Origin of the sequence: Agrobacterium sp. SORGH_AS_0745 (assembly GCF_030818995.1) — a bacterium.
GTDB lineage: Bacteria > Pseudomonadota > Alphaproteobacteria > Rhizobiales > Rhizobiaceae > Agrobacterium > Agrobacterium tumefaciens.
Window position 1 is genome coordinate 746,803 of sequence record NZ_JAUTBI010000003.1, and the last position, 20,698, is coordinate 767,500.

Genomic DNA, 20,698 nt, shown 5'->3' on the forward strand with positions numbered 1-20,698 from the left:
ATCGCCTGAATCATGGTCACTTCACGTTCGTTTTAAAAAGATTTTGAGCAAGTGCAGCAAATTTTCCATAGGGCGTAAGACTGGAAAGCTGAATACGCAGAAGCGGAAGATGCCCGCCGCAGGGCAGCAACAACACCTCGTCATCTTCCGGAAGTCTTGGATTTTCCGGTGAAAGAACTGTCGTAACGGCGAAATTTAGTCCGGCGCTCGGGACGCTGTTGACGTTAACGATGCCGCTGCCGCGCAATTCCAGTAGTCCGGCAATCGCTTCCGGCCGCTCGGCTATGATGTTTTCGCCGTCGCGATACACGAAAATCTGATCATCCGCGATCAGTGCCGCCGGCAATCCGCACCGTTGCGCCTCCGTCAGAAAGCTGAAGGCAAGCTCGCTTTTGCCGCTGCCGGACGGTCCGGTGAAGAGAATACCGGTGTTGTCGACGACAATGGCGGTTGCGTGCAGGTTGAAGCGTTCAGCGTTCATGGGTTTCGGCCGCCGGCAGCGACAGGGTGAAGCGCGCGCCTGATATCACGCCGTATTTGTCGACGACATTTTCTGCCCTCAGGCTGCCGCCATGGGCTTCGGCGATCTGGCGGCTGATGGAAAGGCCAAGGCCGGAATTCTGGCCGAAACCTTCGCTTGCCGGTCGGTCGGTGTAGAAGCGCTCGAAAATCCGGTCGATATCCTCGGCCTGAATGCCGGGGCCATTGTCTTCCACCTGCACGATGCAGCGGTCCTTGTGACGGGAAAGGCGCACGGTGATGCGGCCGCTTTCCTCGGAAACGAAAGAGCGCGCATTCTCGATCAGGTTGGTGACGATCTGCCCGATGCGAAGATCGTGACCGTTCACGACGAAGGAGGTTTTGGCTCCCGCCTTCCGGTCGGCGACATAGTCGATCGCCACGCTCTTTTTCTTTGTGCTGATCTGGCGGGAGATATCCACCAGACCCTTCATAAGAACGTCGAGATCCAGCGGCGATGCATCGACACGCGCCAGTTCGGCATCGAGCCGCGAGGCATCCGAAATATCGCTGATCAGGCGGTCGAGGCGGCGGACATCGTGGAAGATGATCTCTGTCAGCCGCTGTTTGGACTCTTCCGTCTTGGCACGCGGCAGGGTTTCCACGGCGCTGCGCAGCGAAGTCAGCGGGTTCTTGAGCTCGTGGCTGACATCGGCGGCGAAACTTTCGATTGCGTCGATACGGTCGTAGAGCGCCGTCGTCATTTCACGAAGCGCTATGGAAAGGTTGCCGATTTCATCCTGACGCGCCGAAAAGTCCGGTATCTCCTCGCGGGTTCTCGCTCCGCGACGCACGCGGATCGCAGCCGCCGAAAGCCGCCGGAGCGGCGTGGCGATGGTGGAGGACAACAGCAGGGAAAGTACGATGTTGACGAGCGTGGCGATGCCGAACACGCGCATGATGGCGAGGCGCTCCGCATGCACGATCTTGTCGATATCGCCGGCCTGCGTGGACAGGAGCAGAACCCCGAGCACGGCCCGGAAGCGCTGCACCGGAACGGCGACCGAAACGATTAGCTCACCCTTTTCCGTAACGCGAACGACTGCGCCGCGCACGCCGGTCAGCGCATTCATCACCTCCGGATAGATCGAGCCGTCGCCACCTGGCGCTTCCTTGTATTGCGGTAGGCTGCTCGGTTGCAGCATGCGGTTGAACATGCTGGTGAACCATTCACCCCAGGTCTGGGTTTCCGGTGTCACCGGCGGCAGATCGAAGCGCAGGACCTGGCCGCGGGAATAGAGATGGCGGGAATCGAGAAGCAGGTTGGCATCGGCGTCGAAAAGCCGAGCGCGGGTCCGTGTCGGCGAAATCAGCCGGCGCAGCACCGGCGCCACCCGTTCCGGATTGATCGGGAAACTCAAGTCCTCGTCATTGGGGGCGGGCGTGATGCTTTGCCCCGCCTGCAATTCCAGCAGCTTTTCCGGATTGATGGTGATGGAGTTGGTATCCACCGAGGCGGAGGCCGAGATGGCGCCGGCGATGATCTCGCCCTGCGTCAAAAGGCTTTCCACCCGCGCATCGATCAGCCCCTCGCGGAACTGGTTGAGGTAGAGAATGCCACCGACCAGAACGACCGTCGCGGCCACGTTGAAGAAAAGGATGCGGCGCGTGAGGCTGGAAAACACCGCATTGCCAAAAATGCGTCGGACGATCGTCAGCGGATGGATACGATGGCGGCGTTCGCTGCCGCGATCTTCGGCATCGTCACTGTCCGAGACGGTTTCCGGCGTTTTCTTCAACAAGTCTATGTCCTCGCCACCACAATTCCGGTGGTCTCTCCCGATTGCGGCTCGTTCAAGCCGCTTCGCGGAAGCGATATCCTACGCCATAAAGCGTTTCAATCATATCGAAGTCACCATCGACCAGTTTGAACTTCTTGCGAAGCCGCTTGATGTGGCTGTCGATCGTGCGGTCGTCAACATAGACCTGTTCGTCGTAGGCCGCATCCATCAGCGCGTCGCGGCTTTTCACCACGCCTGGCCGCTGTGCAAGCGAATGCAGGATAAGGAATTCGGTAACGGTCAGCGTCACCGGCTCGCCCTTCCAGGTGCAGGTGTGGCGTTCCTGATCCATGGCCAGCTGGCCGCGTTCGAGCGTACGCGCCTGTTGATCAGCCGTCGGCTTCAGCGTGCTGCCGCCGGTCGCAGCGGAAGCCTCGCGGCTGCTGGCGCGGCGCAGGATGGCCTTGACGCGTTCCACCAGAAGGCGCTGCGAGAAGGGTTTTGTGATGAAATCGTCAGCACCCATCTTCAGGCCGAACAATTCGTCGATCTCTTCATCCTTGGAGGTCAGGAAGATAACCGGAATATCCGATTTCTGGCGAAGACGCCGCAAAAGCTCCATGCCGTCCATGCGCGGCATCTTGATGTCGAAAATGGCGAGCTGCGGCGGACGGGCAATCAGTCCGTCAAGCGCGGAGGCGCCGTCCGTATACGTTTCGACCCGGTAGCCTTCGGCTTCGAGCGCGATCGATACCGAAGTGAGAATATTCCGGTCGTCGTCGACAAGCGCGATCGTCTGCATGTAGTTGGTCTCCATCGTCATTTTCTCGTAACTCCCGACATCCACCCAGCCAAGGTTGCGCGCCGCGAGCCACTCTCATGAGTATAAAGGTGGAACAAATTGTGGCAAAGGAAAACTCACAACCAAATCGCCTGGTGTGACTAGGCCAAATTCCGGGAAAACGCCGCAGCTGGATTCTAATGCGTCTTCAACCGATTTAAAAAGAAATAAAATCTTTTAAATCGATTAATATATTGAAATCACTAAGTTATTTAAAGTTTCACTCTTGCGTTTCTAAAAGCCGCCACGTATTTTCCGTGAAAATTTCAACGGCCTTATCGTCATTTACAAGGAACGCGTCATGAACGAGCTTGGGGTTCATAATCCTGCCAATGGAGTTGCGGAACTCGGACTGGGCGAGGCCTCCCGCGTCTTTTATAACCTCAACGAAAGCGAATTGTACGAAGAGGCGATCCGCAACGGCGAAGCCGAGCTGACGGCGGATGGCGCACTTCGTGCCGTTACCGGTCAGCATACGGGCCGTTCTCCGAAGGACAAATTCGTCGTCCGCGACGCTTCCACCGAAGACACTATCTGGTGGGACAACAACAAGCCGCTGTCGCCGGAAAACTTCGAGCTGCTGCGTCAGGACATGCTTGCGCACGCCGCCGGCAAGACGCTCTATGTTCAGGATCTGATCGGCGGTGCCGATGAGGAAAACGCCCTGTCGACCCGTGTCGTCACTGAGCTTGCCTGGCATTCGCTGTTCATCCGCAACCTGCTCATCCGCCCGAAGCGGGAGAAACTGGCAGGCTTCAAACAGAAGCTGACCATCATCAACCTGCCGAGCTTCAAGGCTGATCCGGCGCGTCACGGCGTCCGTTCGGAGACCGTCATCGCCTGCGATCTCACCAATGGTCTCGTCCTCATCGGCGGTACCTCTTATGCCGGTGAAAACAAGAAGTCGGTCTTCACGGTGCTGAACTACCTGCTGCCGGCCAAGGGCGTCATGCCGATGCATTGCTCGGCCAATGTCGGTCCTGAGGGTGATTCCGCCGTGTTCTTCGGCCTGTCCGGCACCGGCAAGACCACGCTGTCGGCTGATCCGTCGCGTACGCTGATCGGCGACGATGAGCACGGCTGGGGCGAACACGGCATCTTCAATTTCGAAGGCGGCTGCTACGCCAAGGCAATCAAGCTGTCGGCCGAAGCCGAGCCGGAAATCTATGCCGCGACCCGCCGTTTCGGCACCGTTCTCGAAAACGTCGTGCTGGACGAAAACCGTGTTCCGGATTTCAACGACAACTCGCTGACGGAAAACACCCGCAGTGCCTATCCGCTACACTTCATTCCGAATGCATCGGAAACGGGCATTGCCGGTCATCCGAAGACCATCATCATGCTGACTGCGGATGCCTTCGGCGTGTTGCCGCCCATCGCCCGGCTGACGCCGGAACAGGCCATGTACCACTTCCTTTCCGGCTACACGGCAAAGGTTGCCGGCACGGAAAAGGGTGTGACTGAGCCGGAAGCGACATTCTCAACCTGCTTCGGCGCACCCTTCATGCCGCGCCACCCGGCGGAATACGGCAACCTGCTGCGTGAGCTGATCGGCAAGCATGGCGTGGACTGCTGGCTGGTCAACACCGGCTGGACCGGCGGTGCTTACGGCATCGGCAAGCGTATGCCCATCAAGGCGACCCGCGCGCTTCTGACGGCAGCCCTCACCGGCGAGCTGAAGGGTGCCGAATTCCGCACCGATGCGAATTTCGGTTTCGCCGTGCCCCTGTCGCTGGAAGGCGTCGATGCCGCGATCCTCGACCCGCGTTCGACCTGGGCCGACGGCGCAGCTTACGACGCGCAGGCGAAGAAGCTTGTGTCGATGTTCGTTACGAACTTCACCAAGTTCGAAGATCACGTCGACAGCAAGGTGCGCGATGCAGCACCGGGACTGCTGTTCGCGGCAGAATGAATAAGCCTCGTTTATGAGGAGGAGGGGAACCCGGCCTTGTGCCGGGTTCTTTCGTTTCGTGCCTTGTTTTCATTTTTCCCGATCTGTGGCATCACCGGCGCGGAGAAAAAACATGGCCAGCGCCCCGCTTTACATCAGCAACCGAATTACCATCGCCGGCTGGGAGCTGACGGAGCAATTCGTGCTGGCCGGCGGGCCGGGTGGCCAGAATGTCAACAAGGTCTCGACGGCGGTTCAGCTGTTTTTCGACATCGCCAATTCTCCATCCCTGCCGGAACGGGTGAAGGCGAATGCGCTGCGTCTGGGCGGGCGGCGTGTTTCGAAAGAAGGCGTGCTCATGATCGAGGCGAGCCGGTTTCGAAGCCAGGAGCGCAATCGCGAAGACGCGCGTGAACGGCTGAAGGAACTGATCCTTGAAGCGGCAGCGCCGCCGCCGCCGGTGCGCAAGGCCACCAAGCCGACCAAGGGTTCCGTCGAGCGCCGCCTCAAGGCAAAATCCGGCCGGTCGGATGTCAAGAAAATGCGTGGCAAGCCATCAGGCGACTAGGTCGCAGCTGGATGGCAAAATGTTTCGCACTTGTCATAGACCTTCAGATATCGTCTGGTAAATCTCCTACAACCAAGGAGGGTGCTATGGGTCTGTTCAATTTCATCAAGGAAGCAGGAAAGAAGCTTGGTATCGGTGGTGATGATGCCCCCGATGTCGAAGCCGTCAAAAAAGAACTCGCTTCCCACGATCTCGGCACCGACAAGGTTCAGGTCGAGGTGGTGAACGACAAGGTCGTTCTGAAGGGCGAAGTGGCCGACCAGTCGATTTTCGAAAAAGCGGTCATCGCCGTTGGCAATACGCTCGGCATTTCCAAGGTCGAGGCCGGCGAGCTGACGGTGGCAGAAGCGCCGGCGAAGGAACCCGTTTTCTACACGGTCAAGAAGGGCGATAATCTCTGGAAGATCGCTGAAGCCCAGTACGGCAAGGCAAATGGTGGCAAGAACAACATCATCTTCGAAGCCAACAAACCGATGCTGACCCATCCCGATAAAATCTATCCCGGTCAGGTTCTGCGCATTCCCGACCTTGCCTAATAACGGATTTTAACCGCTGCGATGGAGATGCCGCTTTTGCGGCATCTTTCACAACTTGCGAAGCGCCACCGTGTCGATCAGGTGGTTTTTGCCCTTGCGCAGGATAAGATCGGCGCGTGGACGCGTGGGCACGATGTTCTGGCGCAGGTTCTTCAGGTTGATGTTCTGCCAGAGGCCCTCGGCAATGCTGAGCGCCGCCTCTTCGCTGATCGACGCATAGCGATTGAAGAATGAATTCGGGTCCCGGAAGGCGGTTTGCCGCAGATTCATGAACCGGTTCACATACCAGTTGTGAATGAAGTCCTCATCCGCATCGATGTAGATCGAGAAATCGAAGAAGTCGGAAACGATCGGCACGATCCGCCCGCCCGCCGGCAGGTCGCGTGATTGCAGCACGTTGATGCCTTCGAAGATGAGGATATCCGGCTGGTCGATGACAGTGAATTCGTTCGGCAGCACGTCATAGGTCAGATGCGAGTAGCGTGGCGCCTTCACATTCGGCTGGCCCGCCTTGATCGCCGAGAGGAAACGCAGCAGCGCACCGATGTCGTAGCTTTCCGGAAAGCCCTTGCGCTCCATCAGGTTTTCGCGCCGCAGCACCTCGTTCGGGTAAAGAAACCCGTCGGTGGTGATGAGATCGACCTTCGGGCTGGAAGGCCAGCGGGCCAGAAGCTCCTTCAAAATACGCGCCGTTGTCGATTTTCCAACCGCCACCGACCCGGCAATGCCGATGACGAAGGGCGTTTTGTTGACATCCGCCATGTTCAGGAAGCGGTTGCGCTGTTCGAACAGCAGCTGCGATGCTTCCACATGCGATGACAGGAGGCGCGACAGCGACAGATAGATACGCCGCACTTCGTCCAGATCGATCGGGTCGTCCAGCGAACGCAGTCTTTTGACCTCGTCGGCGGAAAGGGTGAGTGGTGTGTCGGCGCGAAACTTTGCCCATTCTTCCGAGCTGAAGAAGTGATAGGGCGAATATTCATCCGGGCGGAAATGATCGAGTGTGCTCGGCATGCCTCTCTCCCCGCTGCCTGCCTTGACATTCATGATGTCGGCCTCGCTGCCTTTTCCGCAAGTCCGGTCTGTCCGGTCCGGCGCTCCAGCTCGGCAAAGACGTCGGCAAGGGGAATGTCGGCGATCTTCAACACCACCAGCAGATGATAAAGCAGATCGGCGGCCTCGTTTTTCAGCCCGTCGCGGTCTTTCGCGATGGCGGCGATCACGGCCTCAACAGCCTCTTCGCCCAGTTTTTTCGCCGCACGTTCCTGGCCCGCCGCAACAAGTTTGGCCGTCCAGGATTCATCGGGGGAGGCGGCGGCGCGTGTCGCGACGATGCGTTCCAGATCGGAAAGGGAAAATGCGCTCATGGAAAGGTTCCTGCAATCAGTCGAGACGCATGGCGATGCCATGCTCGGCCATGTAGCTCTTGGCTTGCCCGATCGAATAGGTGCCGAAGTGGAAGATGGAAGCGGCAAGCACCGCGGTCGCATGGCCATCGCGAACGCCGGCTACCAGATCATCCAGCGTTCCGACGCCACCCGAGGCGATGACGGGCACGCGAACCTGATCGGCAATGCTGCGTGTCAGGCCGATATCGTATCCGCTTTTGGTGCCATCGCGGTCCATCGAGGTGACGAGCAATTCGCCGGCACCGCGTTCGACCATCTTGATGGCAAATTCCACGGCGTCGATTCCGGTTGGCTGACGTCCGCCATGCGTGAAAATCTCCCAGCGGCCGTCTTCCCCGTCCTTCGAAACCCGCTTGGCGTCGATGGAGACGACGATACACTGGTTGCCGAATTTGTCGGCAGCCTGCGCGACGAAATCAGGATCTTTCACCGCTGCGGAATTGATGGAGACCTTGTCTGCACCGCAGAGAAGCAGCTTGCGGATGTCAGCCACGGCGCGGACGCCGCCGCCGACGGTCAGCGGCATGAAGCAATGGTCGGCCGTGCGCGATACCACGTCGAAAATCGTGTCGCGATTGTCGGACGAGGCGGTGATGTCGAGAAAGCAGAGTTCGTCCGCTCCCGCCGCATCATAGGCCTTCGCCGCCTCGACTGGGTCGCCGGCGTCGATAAGATCGACGAAGTTCACACCCTTGACGACGCGGCCGTCTTTTACATCGAGGCAGGGAATAACGCGGGCTTTGAGGGTCATGCGCTTATCTCCTTGGCAGCCTTGATGAGGGCGAGCGCCTCGGCAGGATCGATGCGCCCGTCATAAAGCGCGCGGCCTGAAATTGCGCCCTCTAGCTTTGCGGCATCCGGCTGCAACATGCGCTTGATGTCTTCGATGGAAGCAAGGCCGCCGGAGGCGATGACGGGGATCGACACGGCATCTGCCAGTTCGAGTGTCGAGGCCCAGTTGATGCCAGCCAGAATGCCGTCGCGATCGATATCGGTGTAGATGATGGCGGCAACGCCGGCACCTTCGAAACGTTTGGCAAGTTCTATAACGCCGAGTTCTGAGGCTTCCGCCCAGCCCTCAACAGCAACCTTGCCGCCTTTGGCGTCGATGCCGACAGCGACCTGACCGGGGAAACGCTTGCAGGCTTCGATAACCAGAACGGGATCGCGCACCGCCACGGTGCCGAGAATGACGCGGGCAAGCCCACGGCTGAGCCACGCCTCAATATGATCGAGAGTGCGGATGCCGCCGCCAAGCTGCACCGGGTTTGTCGTGGCCTTGAGAATGGCATCGACCGCTTCGCCATTCACCGTCTGGCCAGCGAAGGCGCCGTTGAGATCGACGACATGCAGCCACTCGAAGCCTTGGTCCTCGAAGGACTTCGCCTGCGCGCCGGGGTCCGTATTGTAAACGGTTGCCTGCTCCATATCGCCGAGTTTCAGGCGAACGCACTGGCCGTCTTTAAGATCGATTGCGGGAAAAAGAATCATGTCAGGGCTTCCAGCGCAGGAAATTGGAAATCAGGGCGAGGCCGAGCGTCTGGCTTTTTTCCGGGTGGAACTGCGCGCCAGCCATATTGTCGCGACCAACGAAAGCCGTCATCGCGCCACCGTAATTGGTGGTGGCTATGACATCCGCCGGATGTTTCGCCGCCAGATGATAGGAATGCACGAAATAGGCATGCAAGCCGTCAGCGCCGGTCCTGATACCGTCGAACAGGGGATGCTGATGCCGGATTTCCAGCGTATTCCAGCCAATCTGCGGGATTTTAAGCGTCGGATCGGAGGGCGTCATTTCAATGACATCGCCTTCGATCCAGCCAAGCCCCGTGCTGACAGTCTTTTCTAGACCACGCGAAGACATCAGCTGCATTCCGACGCAGATGCCGAGGAAGGGATGAGCTTTTTTCTCGACGGCTTCGATAAGCGCCTCATGCATGCCGGGCACAGCTTCGAGACCGGCGCGGCAATCGGCATAGGCGCCGACGCCTGGCAGGACGATGCGGTCCGCAGATGCGACGTGATCCGGCTTATCGGTCAGGTCAATGGTTGCATTAATGCCGGCTTCGCGGGCGGCGCGCTCGAAAGCCTTTGTGGCCGAACGCAGGTTGCCAGAACCGTAGTCGATGATCGCGACGCGCATGTCAGCGCCTTCCATTCAAGTCGAAAAGAAACGATCCGGAGGGATCGTTGACGAAGTTTGTTGTCACCGCTCTTCTGCGGCGAGGGGGTCCATACCGGCTGCGACAGCCGTCCCGACGGCTCGGTATTTTCGGAAAGATCGGAGAAATATATCTCTTCGGCACTCGAAAGGTCAGGGGCGGAAATGACCGAGGTCATCTTCCAGCCCTTGCTCATCAGGTGCCGGACGAGAAAATCGCGCCCCTCCAGTGCAGTGATGAGGGCAATGGCGACGCTGCACAAAATGCCCACCGGTTCGAATCCGGGTAACATTGATGCCCAACCGGCCAGAACGAGAACTGCAAATACGACGATCGCGGCCAGCCACAGCCGGTTTACGGCCAGCCACAGCCAGGGCGCAATAAGTGCCAGCCAGACGAAACGGTCTGCTATGAAGCGGGTCGTCTTGTGGTCCCTGTCCGGCCCGTTGGGGGCTTCCAGAACGAGATAGCTTGTCATGGGCTTCCTGACAGCTTTGGCGGTCAGGCCAGCATGCCCTTTGTCGAGGGAACGCGGCCTGCCTGCCGGGGGTCGATCTCGGTTGCCGCGCGAAGAACGCGGGCAACGGCCTTGAAGCATGTTTCGGCGATATGATGGTTGTTGGCGCCGTAATGGTTCAGGATATGCAGCGTGATGCCGGCATTCTGGGCCAGCGCCTGAAAGAATTCGCGCACAAGCTCGGTGTCGAATGTGCCGATCTTCGGCGCGGAGAAGTTGACATTCCACACGAGGAAGGGACGGCCGGAAATATCCACGGCAGCCTTGGTCATCGTCTCATCCATGGCAAGATCGAGCGAGGCGTAGCGGGTAATGCCGCGCCTGTCACCCAACGCCTTCGCGATGGCCTGGCCGATGGCGATGCCGGTATCTTCCACCGTATGGTGATCATCGATATGCAGGTCACCTTGAACCTCGATATCCATGTCGATCAGCGAATGGCGGCTCAGCTGGTCCAGCATATGATCGAAAAATCCCACCCCGGTGGAAATTGTCGACTTGCCGGTGCCGTCGATATCCACGCGCACCGAAACCGAGGTTTCGTTGGTCTTGCGGATAATCTCGCCTTTACGTTCTGCCATCTTTGGCCGCTCCGTGAAAATGTCGCCGTTCCTTATCAGCACGAGACATAAATATCCAGTTGTTCCATCGTCTTGCATGATCTGCGAAAAACAGTGCAGTGCGGGCAGGATTTGCAATCGTGAAAAGCAAACTTACATAGATGCCGAGAAGGGCCGGATGCCGGCCCGTTAACCGCAGGCCCGGTAGGGCAGACAGGTGTTTGATGACAACGATTATTACAGTCAGGAAGGGCGGCAAGGTCGTCATGGCTGGCGATGGTCAGGTAAGTCTTGGCCAGACCGTCATGAAGGGCAATGCCCGCAAGGTTCGACGCATTGGCAAGGGTGAAGTGATTGCCGGGTTTGCCGGCGCAACGGCGGATGCCTTCACGCTGCTCGACCGTCTCGAAAAGAAACTTGAGCAATATCCCGGTCAGCTCATGCGCGCAGCCGTAGAGCTTGCAAAGGACTGGCGCACGGATAAATATCTGCGCAACCTCGAAGCCATGATGCTGGTGGCCGACAAATCCACGACACTCGCCATCACCGGTAATGGTGACGTGCTGGAACCCGAACATGGCGCGATCGCCATCGGCTCCGGCGGCAACTACGCCTTTGCGGCTGCCCGCGCCATGATGGATACGGACAAGTCGGCAGAGGAGGTGGCGCGCAAGTCGCTCGATATCGCCGCCGATATCTGCGTTTACACCAACCATAACCTCGTCATCGAAACCCTCGACGCCGAGTAAGCATATTTCTCACCCCCATTTCTCACCCAAGGGTCCTGTGGGCCGGGCCAGAATGGCCGGCCGGAACAGGAAAGCCGAGAGGACAGAATGACCACTTTTTCTCCCCGGGAAATTGTCTCGGAACTGGATCGCCACATCATCGGCCAGCATGATGCGAAACGTGCGGTCGCGATTGCGCTGCGCAACCGTTGGCGTCGCCAGCAGCTCGATGAGAGCCTGCGCGACGAAGTGATGCCGAAAAACATCCTGATGATCGGACCGACCGGTGTCGGCAAGACGGAGATTTCCCGCCGTCTCGCCAAGCTTGCCGGCGCGCCCTTCATCAAGGTCGAAGCGACCAAATTTACCGAAGTCGGTTATGTCGGTCGCGATGTCGAGCAGATCATCCGCGATCTGGTCGAGATCGGCATTGGCCTCGTGCGTGAAAAGAAGCGCGCGGAAGTACAGGCCAAGGCGCATCAGAGCGCCGAAGAGCGGGTGCTCGACGCACTGGTCGGATCGACCGCGTCACCCGCGACACGTGAGAGCTTCCGCAAGAAGCTGCGCGATGGCGAGCTGGACGACAAGGAAATCGACATCGAAGTGGCCGACAGCGGTTCGGGCATGCCCGGCTTTGAAATACCCGGCATGCCGGGTGCCAATATCGGCGTTCTCAACCTGTCGGAAATGTTTGGCAAGGCGATGGGCGGACGTACCAAGAAGGTGCGCACCACCGTCTCGAAATCCTATACCGATCTCGTTCGCGACGAATCCGACAAGCTGCTCGATAATGACATGATCCAGCGCGAAGCGGTGAAGTCGGTGGAAAATGACGGCATCGTCTTCCTCGATGAGATCGACAAGATTGCTGCGCGCGATGGCGGCATGGGTGCCGGCGTCTCGCGTGAAGGCGTGCAGCGCGATCTTCTGCCGCTCGTTGAAGGCACGACTGTATCGACCAAATACGGGCCGGTGAAAACCGACCACGTTCTGTTCATCGCTTCCGGCGCGTTCCATGTGGCAAAGCCGTCCGACCTTCTGCCGGAGCTTCAGGGCCGCCTGCCGATCCGTGTCGAGCTGAAGCCGCTGACGAAGGAGGACTTCCGCCGTATCCTGACCGAGACGGAAGCAAGCCTCATCCGCCAGTACAAGGCGCTGATGGCGACGGAAGAACTCGATCTCGACTTCACGGACGATGCGATCGACGCTCTGGCCGACGTGGCTGTTCATCTCAACTCGTCGGTCGAGAATATCGGTGCGCGCCGCCTGCAGACGGTGATGGAGCGTGTTCTCGACGAGATTTCCTTCAACGCACCCGATCGTGGTGGCTCTGCCGTCAAGATCGATCAGGAATATGTCAAGAAGCACGTCGGCGATCTTGCCGCCGATACGGATTTGTCCCGCTATATTCTCTGAATATCTTGGAGAGCAACGACACGAGAGTGCGGCCACATTTGCCGCACTCTTTTATTTTATGGCCTTGTCTCGCATTCAGCCCCCTTTTTGTTTATGGGAAAGGCTGCATTCCGGTTGGAACCGCTTTATGGAATGGTCCGGTTTTCTCTTGGTTCGGGAGAGGTCGGCTTGAGAAAAGGCATTCGCTCGTGCGCAAAACTCTTCTGGCATTTGCCGCCGCTTTGACGTTCACCGTTGTCTCGTCTTCTTATGCCGAGGCCGCGACGGTCGTCCCGCCTGGCAATCGCAATGCCGAACAGCCGGGCATTCCGGGGGCTTCCGCACGTCGAACCAAGGGTTCCAATACGTCTTTCGAGCGTAAATACCAGAAGGTGATCGACCTCCTGTCTTCCGACAAGGCACTGATCGGCAAGATCAAGTCTACTGCCGGGCGCTACGGTATCGATCCGATCCACATGATCGGGGCGATTGTCGGCGAGCATACCTATAACGTCGACGCCTATGACCGCCTGCAATCCTACTACGTCAAGGCCGCCTCCTATGCCGGCAGCAGCTTCCGTTTCGGCTACAAGGACGAAACCATCGCGCAGTTTCTGACGCATTCGCAATTCGCCAGGTGCCAGTCGAAAAAGGATTCCTATAGCCTTTGGAACTGTCGGGAAGACGTCTGGGACGACAGCTTCCGCGGCAAGACGGTAGATGGCGTTGCCTATCCGAACAATCGTTTCAGCGCTGTATTTTTCCAGCCCTTTTATGCCGGACAGACCTTCGGTCTCGGCCAGATCAATCCGCTCACGGCATTGATGTTGTCCGACATGGTGTCGAAAACCTCAGGTTATGAGAAGCTCGACGAAAACGATGCGACCGCCGTTTATACCGCGATCATGGACCCGGATCGCTCGCTCGCCTTCATGGCAGCTTCCATCCGCAAATCGATCGACGACTACAGGTCGATTGCCGACATGGATGTTTCCAAAAATCCTGGTGTAACGTCCACGCTTTATAATGTCGGCGGATCCGCGCAGCGCGCTGCCGCTCTCGCCCAGAAAAATCGTCAGCGCGCCGCAGGTGGGGAACAGCCGCTTTTGCCGGAAGAAAACTATTACGGCTGGCTGGTGAACGATCGCATCAAGGATTTGCAGGCGCTTTTGTAGAAAAAGACGATTATCGTCAGCATTCTTTCCAAAACGGAAATAATATTTGGTTGCCTCTCGCAATTGACGAGCGCCTGCCTCAGCGTCCAATCTGCGCCCTTAAGATAAAGAGGAGGCGCATGTGAGCCGCACCAATAAATTCGGTCTTTCCATTGATGACAGGCTTTATGCTTTTTTGACGGATGACGTTCTGCCGGGCACAGGTCTTGATGCAGAAACCTTCTTCGAAGGCTTTTCGGCCATCGTCCACGAGCTTTCCCCCAAGAATCGTGAATTGCTCGCAAAGCGCGACGCCTTGCAGGAAAAACTGGATGGCTGGTACCGGCAGAATGGCGCCCCGACGGATTTTGATGTCTATGAGGGCTTCCTGAAAGAAATCGGCTATCTGCTGCCGGAAGGACCCGGCTTCAAGGTCGAAACCAGCAACGTCGATTCGGAAATTGCCGCTGTCGCAGGCCCGCAGCTTGTCGTGCCGGTCATGAATGCCCGTTATGCGCTGAACGCCGCCAATGCCCGCTGGGGTTCGCTTTACGATGCGCTTTACGGCACGGATGCCATTTCTGACGCCGATGGTGCGGAAAAGGGCAGGGGCTATAATCCGAAACGCGGCGAAAAGGTCATTGCCTGGGCGCGGAACTTCCTCAACGAATCAGCTCCGCTCGAAAACGGCAGGCTGGTCGGATGTGACCGGATTCAAGATCGTTGACGGCCTCTTGCAGCTTGCAATCGGTGACAGCAAAACGGGCCTGAAAGATGCCGAGCAATTCAAGGGCTTTACCGGCGATGCGGAAAAGCCGGCAACGATCCTGCTTGGCAAGAATGGTCTGCACACCGAGATCGTCATCGATCCCTCGACGGAAATCGGCAAGGGTGACAAGGCGGGCATCTCTGATGTCATTCTCGAATCGGCGCTGACAACCATCATGGACTGCGAGGATTCCGTTGCCGCTGTTGATGCCGAGGACAAGGTGCTGGTTTATGGCAACTGGCTTGGCCTGATGCGCGGCGACCTGACGGAGAAGGTTTCCAAGGGTGGTAACACCTTCACCCGTAGTCTCAACCCGGATCGTTATTACACCGCCCCCGATGGTGGAGCACTTACTCTGCCGGGGCGGTCCCTGATGCTGGTGCGTAATGTCGGTCACCTCATGACCAATCCGGCGATCATTGACAAGGATGGCCGCGAGGTGCCGGAAGGCATCATGGACGCCGTCGTCACAGCGCTGATTGCGCTTTACGATGTCGGCCCCTCCGGCCGTCGCCAGAATTCCCGTGCCGGTTCCATGTATGTCGTCAAGCCGAAAATGCACGGGCCGGAGGAAGTCGCCTTCGCCAACGAGATTTTCACGCAGGCCGAAAAGCTTGTCGGCATGGCGCCGAACACCATGAAAATGGGCATCATGGACGAGGAACGCCGCACCACGGTCAACCTCAAGGAAAGCATTCGCGCGGCAAAAGACCGGGTCGTCTTCATCAATACCGGCTTCCTCGACCGCACGGGCGACGAAATTCATACCTCGATGGAAGCGGGTCCGATGATCCGCAAGGGCGATATGAAACAGGCGGCCTGGATTGCGGCTTACGAGAACTGGAACGTCGATATCGGTCTGGAATGCGGCCTTTCCGGCCATGCGCAGATCGGTAAGGGCATGTGGGCCATGCCTGACCTGATGGCCGCCATGCTGGAGCAGAAGATCGCGCATCCGAAGGCAGGCGCCAACACCGCCTGGGTACCTTCACCCACGGCTGCGACGCTGCATGCCACGCATTATCACAAGGTCGATGTCGCAGCCGTTCAGGACAACCTGAAAAGCCGGGGCCGGGCAAAACTCTCCGATATTCTATCGGTGCCGGTCGTGCCGCGTCCCAATTGGACGCCCGAGGAAATCCAGCGCGAACTCGACAACAACGCGCAGGGTATTCTGGGATATGTCGTGCGCTGGGTCGATCAGGGCGTCGGCTGCTCCAAGGTGCCTGACATCAACAATGTCGGACTGATGGAGGACCGCGCCACGCTGCGCATCTCCGCGCAGCATATGGCCAACTGGCTGCGCCATGGCGTGGTTACGCAAGAGCAGATCGTTGAGACCATGAAACGCATGGCCGCCGTGGTCGATAGCCAAAATGCCGGAGATCCGGCCTATCTGCCGATGGCGTCCAACTTTGAAGGATCGGTCGCTTTTCAGGCCGCCGTCGAACTTGTGCTGAAAGGCCGGGAGCAGCCTAACGGTTATACGGAACCGGTTCTGCACCGCCGTCGCCTCGAACTGAAGGCGAAGCAGGCGGCTTGAGGCCGACAGGAAATCCAGAGCACGTCTTGTCTGAATGCAATGTTCGACGTGCTCTACCTTAAAACCGCTAGGCACTTTTACTGGGAATGCTCCAGAAACAAAAAAGCCGCCGGGAATTCCACGGCGGCTTTTTCTTTGTCTGGTATCTGATCTTACTGGATCACGACAACCTTGGTGCTGCGGCCGGGACGGACGCGGCTGTAGAGGTCGATGACGTCCTGGTTGATCATGCGGATGCAGCCTGAAGAGGCGGCGGTGCCGATCGATGCCCATTCAGGCGAACCGTGGATACGGAACAGCGTGTCCTGTCCCTTTTCGTTGAAGAGATACATGGCGCGCGCGCCGAGCGGGTTGGAAAGACCCGGACCCATGCCTGCCTCGACATACTTTGCGACTTCCGGCTTGCGGTCAGCCATTTCCTTCGGCGGATGCCACATCGGCCATTCCTGCTTCCAGGCGACATAGGCTTCGCCGGCCCAGGCAAAACCAGCCTTGCCAACGCCGATGCCGTAACGAACTGCGCGGTTGCCGGGCAGGATATAATAAAGGAAACGCTCACGCGTATTGACGATGATCGTGCCCGGCCGTTCGTTATTCTGGAATTCGACGATCTGACGACGGAACTTCTCGTTCACACGATTGATCGGGATGGCGGGCAGCGCATAGCCCGCGTCGGTCACAGGGCCGTAAACATCGTTGAAGATCTGGACGGTTTCGACCTTTGCCGGAACCGGGTTAGCGACCGGCACTGACGCCGCTACCTGGCCGGATGATTGGGATGTGGTTTCGGCGCAGCCGGCCAGAGCCAGTGCTGCCGTCAGACCGAGTGCAGTCAATGAGGTACGGATGCGCATATCGTTCTCGCGGAAAATTCGCCAAATTGTGCGAAGGAGTAGGCTTAATTGGATAAATCGGTTATTTTCCATTAAGCCGTTCTTGGCAAGCCGATACGCTGCTGCAGGACGAATGTGACTTTAAAATTGCCGGTTGATTGCCTTTTTGCAACAATAGGCCAAACGCCTCAGTAGCCTTTATCCATGACTATTCTTTCGCTTACCAACAATAATCCGTTAATCGACGGTCGCCAGTCGGACAAGGCGATGCTGGTGCGCCGCGGCGTTCAGGTGCTTTTGCACGAGATGCGACATTCGGTTTTGCCGGAACTGCCGCTTGCAAGCGGACGACGGGCCGATCTCATCAGCCTTTCGGCAAAGGGTGAAATCTGGATTATCGAAATCAAATCCTCGATCGAGGACTTCCGTGTCGATCGTAAATGGCCGGAATACCGCCTGCATTGCGACCGGCTGTTTTTCGCCACCCATCCTGAAGTGCCGGTCGAAATCTTTCCGGAAGAATGCGGGCTTATCCTGTCGGATGGCTATGGCGCCCATATGCTTCGCGATGCGCCGGAGCATAAGCTACCGCCCGCAACCCGCAAATCGGTGATGCTGGATTTCTCGAGAACCGCTGCAACCCGGCTGATGCTGGCGGAGTGGACGACCGGGCGCAGCTTCGGAGAGTGATGCCCGGTTCCAGACCATATCCAGACGTAAAACCGCTTCTCATTTGTACTGTAAATGCTCTACTTCGGCGCGCGTTTCGCCAGAATGCGCTGCAGCGTTCTCCGGTGCATGTTAAGCCGGCGGGCGGTTTCCGAGACGTTGCGCTCGCACATTTCATAAACGCGCTGAATATGCTCCCAACGCACCCGGTCGGCCGACATCGGGTTTTCGGGCACTTCAGTCTTTTCACCCTTGCGCTGCGTCAGCGCATTGAAGACATCGTCCGCATCGGCGGGTTTGGCAAGATAATCCAGCGCCCCAAGCTTCACGGCGGTAACGGCGGTTGCGATATTGCCGTAGCCCGTCAGGACGACAATCTGCGTATCGTCCCGGTACTGCCGGATGGCTTCGATGACCTCGAGACCATTGCCATCCGTAAGCCGCAAATCAACGACCGCATATTTGGGCGGCGCAGCCTTGGAACGGGCAATGCCTTCGCTGACCGTCTCGGCGGTATCGACGATAAATCCGCGTGTTTCCATGGCCCGGGCAAGCCGGCGCAGGAAGGGACCATCGTCATCGACGATCAGCAGCGATCTGTCAGCTCCGATCGGGTCGTCGTCATCCGTTGTCGCGCTGATGGGGGTCTGGTCTTCTGTCGTCATGTCTCAGGCCTTTCGGCAACTTAGTCGGCTTTTTCTTCTTATCGCCGCTTCCACGTGAATGGTAAAGTCAACGGTCTCTTTTATCGTCCATAAGCGCTCGAGGCCAGACGATTGTGACCCGCGCTCCTGTTCCGCTCAAACCGCGATTTTCGAAGTTAACGGTGGCGCCGGAGCGTTCCAGCAATGTCTTTGCAATGAAAAGCCCGAGTCCCAGCCCTCCCGCCCGGGTATCGTTGTGACGTTCGGTCACATAGGGTTCACCAATGCGGGCAAGCACGTCATGGGCATAACCCGGTCCATCATCCTCAATGGTGACGGCGACATTCTGCGAATCGTAGTCCACGGTCACGGTCACTTTTTCCCGCGCATAGTCCACGCCGTTTTCGATGAGATTGCCCAGCCCGTAAATAACGCCTGCATTCCGGATGCCAACCGGCTCGTCGATCCGGTTGTTCTTTTCGACGAGATCGAGACGGATGCCGAATTCCCGGTGCGGCGCCATCACCTCCTCAATCAGCGAGGAGAGCGGCAGGCGACGCATATGCTCCTCATCATCGGTGGAAAGTGATGTAAGGCGGCGCAGAATATCACGGCATCTTTCGCTCTGGCTGCGCAGCAGCGCTATGTCTTCGCCAAACCTTTCATCATTTCCGAGTTCCCGTTCCATTTCCTTGGCGACGACACTGATTGTCGCCAGCGGTGTGCCCAGCTCGTGTGCCGCAGCGGCGGCCAGACCGTCTAGCTGCGAGAGATGTTTTTCCCGCTCCAGCACCAGTTCGGTCGCAGCCAGCGCATCGGCCAGCTGATTGGCCTCGTGTGAAACGCGATAGGCATAAAAGGCCGCGAAAGAGGTCGTGGCAATGATCGCGACCCAGGTGCCCACATGCAGCAGAAGCTGGATCGGCAGCACCTCACCGGGATACCACGGAACCGGAAACGGCGAAAAAGCGATTGCCGTCGAGCAGATGACGGCAAAGGCGAGCAGAATAAGCGAGTGCCGAAGCGGCTGCGAGGCGAAGGCGATGATGACCTGCACGCAGATCAGCGGTGCGAAAGGATTGGAAAGACCACCGGTGAAGTAGATGAGCGCCGTCAATTGCAGCAGGTCGAATGCCAGCAGCAATGTCGCTTCCCACGGCTCCAGACGATAGGTGGAGGGAAAACGCGCAGTGAGAAACAGGTTGGCAAGCGCCAGTGCACCGATCAAAAGGCTGCAAGCCAGAAGTGGCAGGGGGAAGTTCAAGCCGAAAGCAACAAGCAGGATCGTCGCACTTTGCCCGGCCACCGCCAGCCAGCGCAACCATACGATGGTTTGCAGCCTTATCCTGCGGCTGGCGCGGCCAAGCCTTGTTGTTTCGATCGGATGGCCAGCCACCTTCATCTCCTTTGTGCTTTTCATCGTCATCACGTTCCGCGCGGTTTTGCGCGGCTGGTCGGCAATGCCGATGCCGGGTCCTCAGGCCATGGATGGCGCGGATACCTCCCGCGCATGTCCGCCCGTACATCTTTCCACGATCCTGCCCAGAAACCCGGAAGATCGCGTGTCGTCTGTATCGGCCTGTGCGCCGGCGAGGTCAATTCCAGCAGCAGCGGCAACCGCCCCTGCGCGATGGCGGGATGAGCCGTCAGCCCGAAAAGCTCCTGCACACGAATGGAAAGCGTCGGTTCGCTGGCATCGTAACGAATAGGATGCCGCTGGCCCGTCGGCGCTTCGAAATGCGTCGGCGCAAGCCTGCCCAGATCGCGTGCGACCTCATAAGGCACCAGGGCTAAAAGTCCCTCGGAAAGGCTGCCGGGCCGGATATCCTGAAGGCTGCGGGCGCCGTGCTGGAAGGGCACGAACCATTCATCCAGCCGTAAAAGCAATGCAGCATCGCTGACATCCGGCCAGGGGTCGCCGATGCTGGCATTCAGAAAGCCTATCCTGTCGCGCAACTGCTGGGTTTCTTTTGTGAACGGAAGAATTCCGACACCAAATTCCCGAACGCCGTTGGCAAGTGCCTGCGCCGCCTGTTCGCCCTCCGGGCGGGGCAGGGGCGTTTCGTCGAGGATGATGGCGCCTAGGCGCGTGACGCGGCGTGCACGCGCCTGACCGCTTGCCTTGTCAAACAGCAGCTGGTCCTGCTGCACAATAAGATGCGGCATCCGCTCTTCTATATCGGTACGCTCGATGCTTGCTGCGGAAAGGATGCGCGGCTGTGCCGCACGCCCCCGT

At 58.4% G+C, this 20,698-nt stretch carries 20 protein-coding genes and 3 pseudogenes (1 of these 23 cut by a window edge); 9 read left to right on the top strand and 14 right to left on the bottom strand.

Translation table 11 applies throughout. From position 1 onward, the window contains the following. Positions 1–16 precede the first annotated feature (16 nt). From QE432_RS13335 to chvI, 3 genes are read right to left on the bottom strand one after another with little or no spacing between them, the layout of a single operon-like run. Entirely contained in the window at positions 17–481 is a 465-nt protein-coding gene (locus QE432_RS13335) for an HPr kinase/phosphorylase (RefSeq protein ID WP_306624582.1), read from the bottom strand. After that, entirely contained in the window at positions 471–2,261 is a 1,791-nt protein-coding gene (chvG, locus tag QE432_RS13340; protein WP_013635194.1) for a two-component system sensor histidine kinase ChvG, read from the bottom strand. The genes QE432_RS13335 and chvG overlap by 11 nt, the downstream gene beginning before the upstream one ends. A 52-nt stretch (positions 2,262–2,313) precedes the next feature. Beyond that, a complete protein-coding gene (chvI, locus tag QE432_RS13345) occupies positions 2,314–3,042 on the bottom strand; it encodes a two-component system response regulator ChvI (protein WP_003516307.1) in 729 nt (242 codons plus the stop codon). Positions 3,043–3,382: 340 nt separating this feature from the next. On the opposite strand from chvI, the gene QE432_RS13350 reads away from it, so the two are divergent. From QE432_RS13350 to lysM, 3 genes are all read left to right on the top strand, one after another. Beyond that, complete coding sequence (locus QE432_RS13350; RefSeq protein WP_306624584.1) at positions 3,383–4,993, top strand: phosphoenolpyruvate carboxykinase; 1,611 nt, start codon at positions 3,383–3,385, stop codon at positions 4,991–4,993. 112 nt (positions 4,994–5,105) lie between these two features. Then, positions 5,106–5,540 carry an alternative ribosome rescue aminoacyl-tRNA hydrolase ArfB gene (gene arfB / locus QE432_RS13355; protein WP_019565930.1) on the top strand — a complete coding sequence of 145 codons (435 nt, stop codon included), beginning with the start codon at positions 5,106–5,108 and terminating at the stop codon, positions 5,538–5,540. An 86-nt stretch (positions 5,541–5,626) separates the two neighbouring features. Continuing rightward, positions 5,627–6,076, top strand: coding sequence for a peptidoglycan-binding protein LysM (gene lysM / locus QE432_RS13360; protein WP_003516300.1), 450 nt, complete (start codon positions 5,627–5,629; stop codon positions 6,074–6,076). A gap of 48 nt (positions 6,077–6,124) precedes the next feature. On the opposite strand, the gene coaA is transcribed toward lysM, so the two are convergent. The 7 genes and pseudogenes from coaA to hisB all read right to left on the bottom strand — a co-directional run bounded on the left by coaA (position 6,125) and on the right by hisB (position 10,748). Next, positions 6,125–7,126, bottom strand: coding sequence for a type I pantothenate kinase (gene coaA, locus QE432_RS13365; RefSeq protein WP_019565929.1), 1,002 nt, complete (start codon positions 7,124–7,126; stop codon positions 6,125–6,127). Then, positions 7,123–7,446 (bottom strand): phosphoribosyl-ATP diphosphatase, encoded by a 324-nt coding sequence (locus QE432_RS13370; RefSeq protein ID WP_003516295.1) that lies wholly within the window; start codon positions 7,444–7,446, stop codon positions 7,123–7,125. Before QE432_RS13370 ends, coaA begins: the two co-directional genes overlap by 4 nt. 16 nt (positions 7,447–7,462) lie before the next feature. Continuing rightward, on the bottom strand, positions 7,463–8,239 hold the full coding sequence (hisF, locus tag QE432_RS13375; protein WP_003516294.1) for an imidazole glycerol phosphate synthase subunit HisF: 777 nt from the start codon (positions 8,237–8,239) through the stop codon (positions 7,463–7,465). Continuing rightward, positions 8,236–8,979, bottom strand: a complete 744-nt coding sequence (hisA, locus tag QE432_RS13380) for a 1-(5-phosphoribosyl)-5-[(5-phosphoribosylamino)methylideneamino]imidazole-4-carboxamide isomerase (RefSeq protein ID WP_013635199.1) — start codon at positions 8,977–8,979, stop codon at positions 8,236–8,238. The genes hisF and hisA overlap by 4 nt, the downstream gene beginning before the upstream one ends. A gap of 1 nt (position 8,980) precedes the next feature. Next, on the bottom strand, positions 8,981–9,631 hold the full coding sequence (gene hisH, locus QE432_RS13385) for an imidazole glycerol phosphate synthase subunit HisH (protein WP_003516289.1): 651 nt from the start codon (positions 9,629–9,631) through the stop codon (positions 8,981–8,983). 1 nt (position 9,632) lies between these two features. Continuing rightward, positions 9,633–10,128: pseudogene (locus QE432_RS13390) on the bottom strand (DUF2628 domain-containing protein). A gap of 23 nt (positions 10,129–10,151) precedes the next feature. Further along, positions 10,152–10,748: an imidazoleglycerol-phosphate dehydratase HisB gene (hisB, locus tag QE432_RS13395; protein ID WP_003516285.1), complete on the bottom strand. Its 597-nt coding sequence runs from the start codon at positions 10,746–10,748 to the stop codon at positions 10,152–10,154. Between the two features lie 203 nt (positions 10,749–10,951). Between hisB and hslV the strand changes: the two genes are divergently transcribed. The 5 genes and pseudogenes from hslV (at position 10,952) to QE432_RS13415 (ending at position 16,316) form a co-directional block, all read left to right on the top strand. Then, the gene (gene hslV / locus QE432_RS13400) at positions 10,952–11,476 is read left to right on the top strand and encodes an ATP-dependent protease subunit HslV (RefSeq protein ID WP_003516283.1); all 525 of its coding nucleotides are present in this window, start codon (positions 10,952–10,954) and stop codon (positions 11,474–11,476) included. A gap of 87 nt (positions 11,477–11,563) precedes the next feature. Further along, positions 11,564–12,871: an ATP-dependent protease ATPase subunit HslU gene (gene hslU, locus QE432_RS13405; protein WP_003516274.1), complete on the top strand. Its 1,308-nt coding sequence runs from the start codon at positions 11,564–11,566 to the stop codon at positions 12,869–12,871. A 188-nt stretch (positions 12,872–13,059) separates the two neighbouring features. Then, positions 13,060–14,025 carry a DUF1402 family protein gene (locus QE432_RS13410; RefSeq protein ID WP_003516272.1) on the top strand — a complete coding sequence of 322 codons (966 nt, stop codon included), beginning with the start codon at positions 13,060–13,062 and terminating at the stop codon, positions 14,023–14,025. 121 nt (positions 14,026–14,146) lie between these two features. Continuing rightward, a pseudogene (locus QE432_RS26655) lies at positions 14,147–14,721 on the top strand (malate synthase G); the annotation flags it as partial. Beyond that, positions 14,709–16,316, top strand: coding sequence for a malate synthase G (locus QE432_RS13415; protein WP_373465229.1), 1,608 nt, complete (start codon positions 14,709–14,711; stop codon positions 16,314–16,316). The pseudogene QE432_RS26655 and the gene QE432_RS13415, both read left to right, overlap by 13 nt. Before the next feature lie 152 nt (positions 16,317–16,468). Here the strand turns inward: QE432_RS13415 and QE432_RS13420 are convergent, their stop codons facing one another. Beyond that, a complete protein-coding gene (locus tag QE432_RS13420) occupies positions 16,469–17,170 on the bottom strand; it encodes a L,D-transpeptidase (RefSeq protein WP_003516268.1) in 702 nt (233 codons plus the stop codon). 183 nt (positions 17,171–17,353) lie between these two features. On the opposite strand from QE432_RS13420, the gene QE432_RS13425 reads away from it, so the two are divergent. Then, entirely contained in the window at positions 17,354–17,839 is a 486-nt protein-coding gene (locus QE432_RS13425; RefSeq protein WP_013635204.1) for an MmcB family DNA repair protein, read from the top strand. A 59-nt stretch (positions 17,840–17,898) separates the two neighbouring features. Here QE432_RS13425 and QE432_RS13430 read toward each other — a convergent pair whose 3' ends face one another. The 3 genes and pseudogenes from QE432_RS13430 to hrpB all read right to left on the bottom strand — a co-directional run. Next, complete coding sequence (locus tag QE432_RS13430) at positions 17,899–18,483, bottom strand: ActR/PrrA/RegA family redox response regulator transcription factor (RefSeq protein ID WP_003516258.1); 585 nt, start codon at positions 18,481–18,483, stop codon at positions 17,899–17,901. Between the two features lie 67 nt (positions 18,484–18,550). Further along, positions 18,551–19,858 (bottom strand): ActS/PrrB/RegB family redox-sensitive histidine kinase, encoded by a 1,308-nt coding sequence (locus tag QE432_RS13435; RefSeq protein ID WP_306625941.1) that lies wholly within the window; start codon positions 19,856–19,858, stop codon positions 18,551–18,553. A 29-nt stretch (positions 19,859–19,887) separates the two neighbouring features. Beyond that, positions 19,888–20,698 (bottom strand): annotated as a pseudogene (gene hrpB / locus QE432_RS13440) (ATP-dependent helicase HrpB) (it continues 1,677 nt past the right edge of the window).

Excerpts from the sequence above, each read along its gene's own strand:
- arfB (WP_019565930.1), top strand. The coding sequence starts at position 5,106 with ATGGCCAGCGCCCCGCTTTACATCAGCAACCGAATTACCATCGCCGGC.
- QE432_RS13350 (WP_306624584.1), top strand. The coding sequence starts at position 3,383 with ATGAACGAGCTTGGGGTTCATAATCCTGCCAATGGAGTTGCGGAACTC.
- hisB (WP_003516285.1), bottom strand. The coding sequence starts at position 10,748 with ATGGCAGAACGTAAAGGCGAGATTATCCGCAAGACCAACGAAACCTCG.
- QE432_RS13430 (WP_003516258.1), bottom strand. The coding sequence starts at position 18,483 with ATGACGACAGAAGACCAGACCCCCATCAGCGCGACAACGGATGACGAC.
- coaA (WP_019565929.1), bottom strand. The coding sequence starts at position 7,126 with ATGAATGTCAAGGCAGGCAGCGGGGAGAGAGGCATGCCGAGCACACTC.
- hisH (WP_003516289.1), bottom strand. The coding sequence starts at position 9,631 with ATGCGCGTCGCGATCATCGACTACGGTTCTGGCAACCTGCGTTCGGCC.
- hslV (WP_003516283.1), top strand. The coding sequence starts at position 10,952 with ATGACAACGATTATTACAGTCAGGAAGGGCGGCAAGGTCGTCATGGCT.
- QE432_RS13425 (WP_013635204.1), top strand. The coding sequence starts at position 17,354 with ATGACTATTCTTTCGCTTACCAACAATAATCCGTTAATCGACGGTCGC.
- chvI (WP_003516307.1), bottom strand. The coding sequence starts at position 3,042 with ATGCAGACGATCGCGCTTGTCGACGACGACCGGAATATTCTCACTTCG.
- lysM (WP_003516300.1), top strand. The coding sequence starts at position 5,627 with ATGGGTCTGTTCAATTTCATCAAGGAAGCAGGAAAGAAGCTTGGTATC.
- hisA (WP_013635199.1), bottom strand. The coding sequence starts at position 8,979 with ATGATTCTTTTTCCCGCAATCGATCTTAAAGACGGCCAGTGCGTTCGC.
- QE432_RS13335 (WP_306624582.1), bottom strand. The coding sequence starts at position 481 with ATGAACGCTGAACGCTTCAACCTGCACGCAACCGCCATTGTCGTCGAC.
- hisF (WP_003516294.1), bottom strand. The coding sequence starts at position 8,239 with ATGACCCTCAAAGCCCGCGTTATTCCCTGCCTCGATGTAAAAGACGGC.
- hslU (WP_003516274.1), top strand. The coding sequence starts at position 11,564 with ATGACCACTTTTTCTCCCCGGGAAATTGTCTCGGAACTGGATCGCCAC.
- QE432_RS13420 (WP_003516268.1), bottom strand. The coding sequence starts at position 17,170 with ATGCGCATCCGTACCTCATTGACTGCACTCGGTCTGACGGCAGCACTG.
- QE432_RS13370 (WP_003516295.1), bottom strand. The coding sequence starts at position 7,446 with ATGAGCGCATTTTCCCTTTCCGATCTGGAACGCATCGTCGCGACACGC.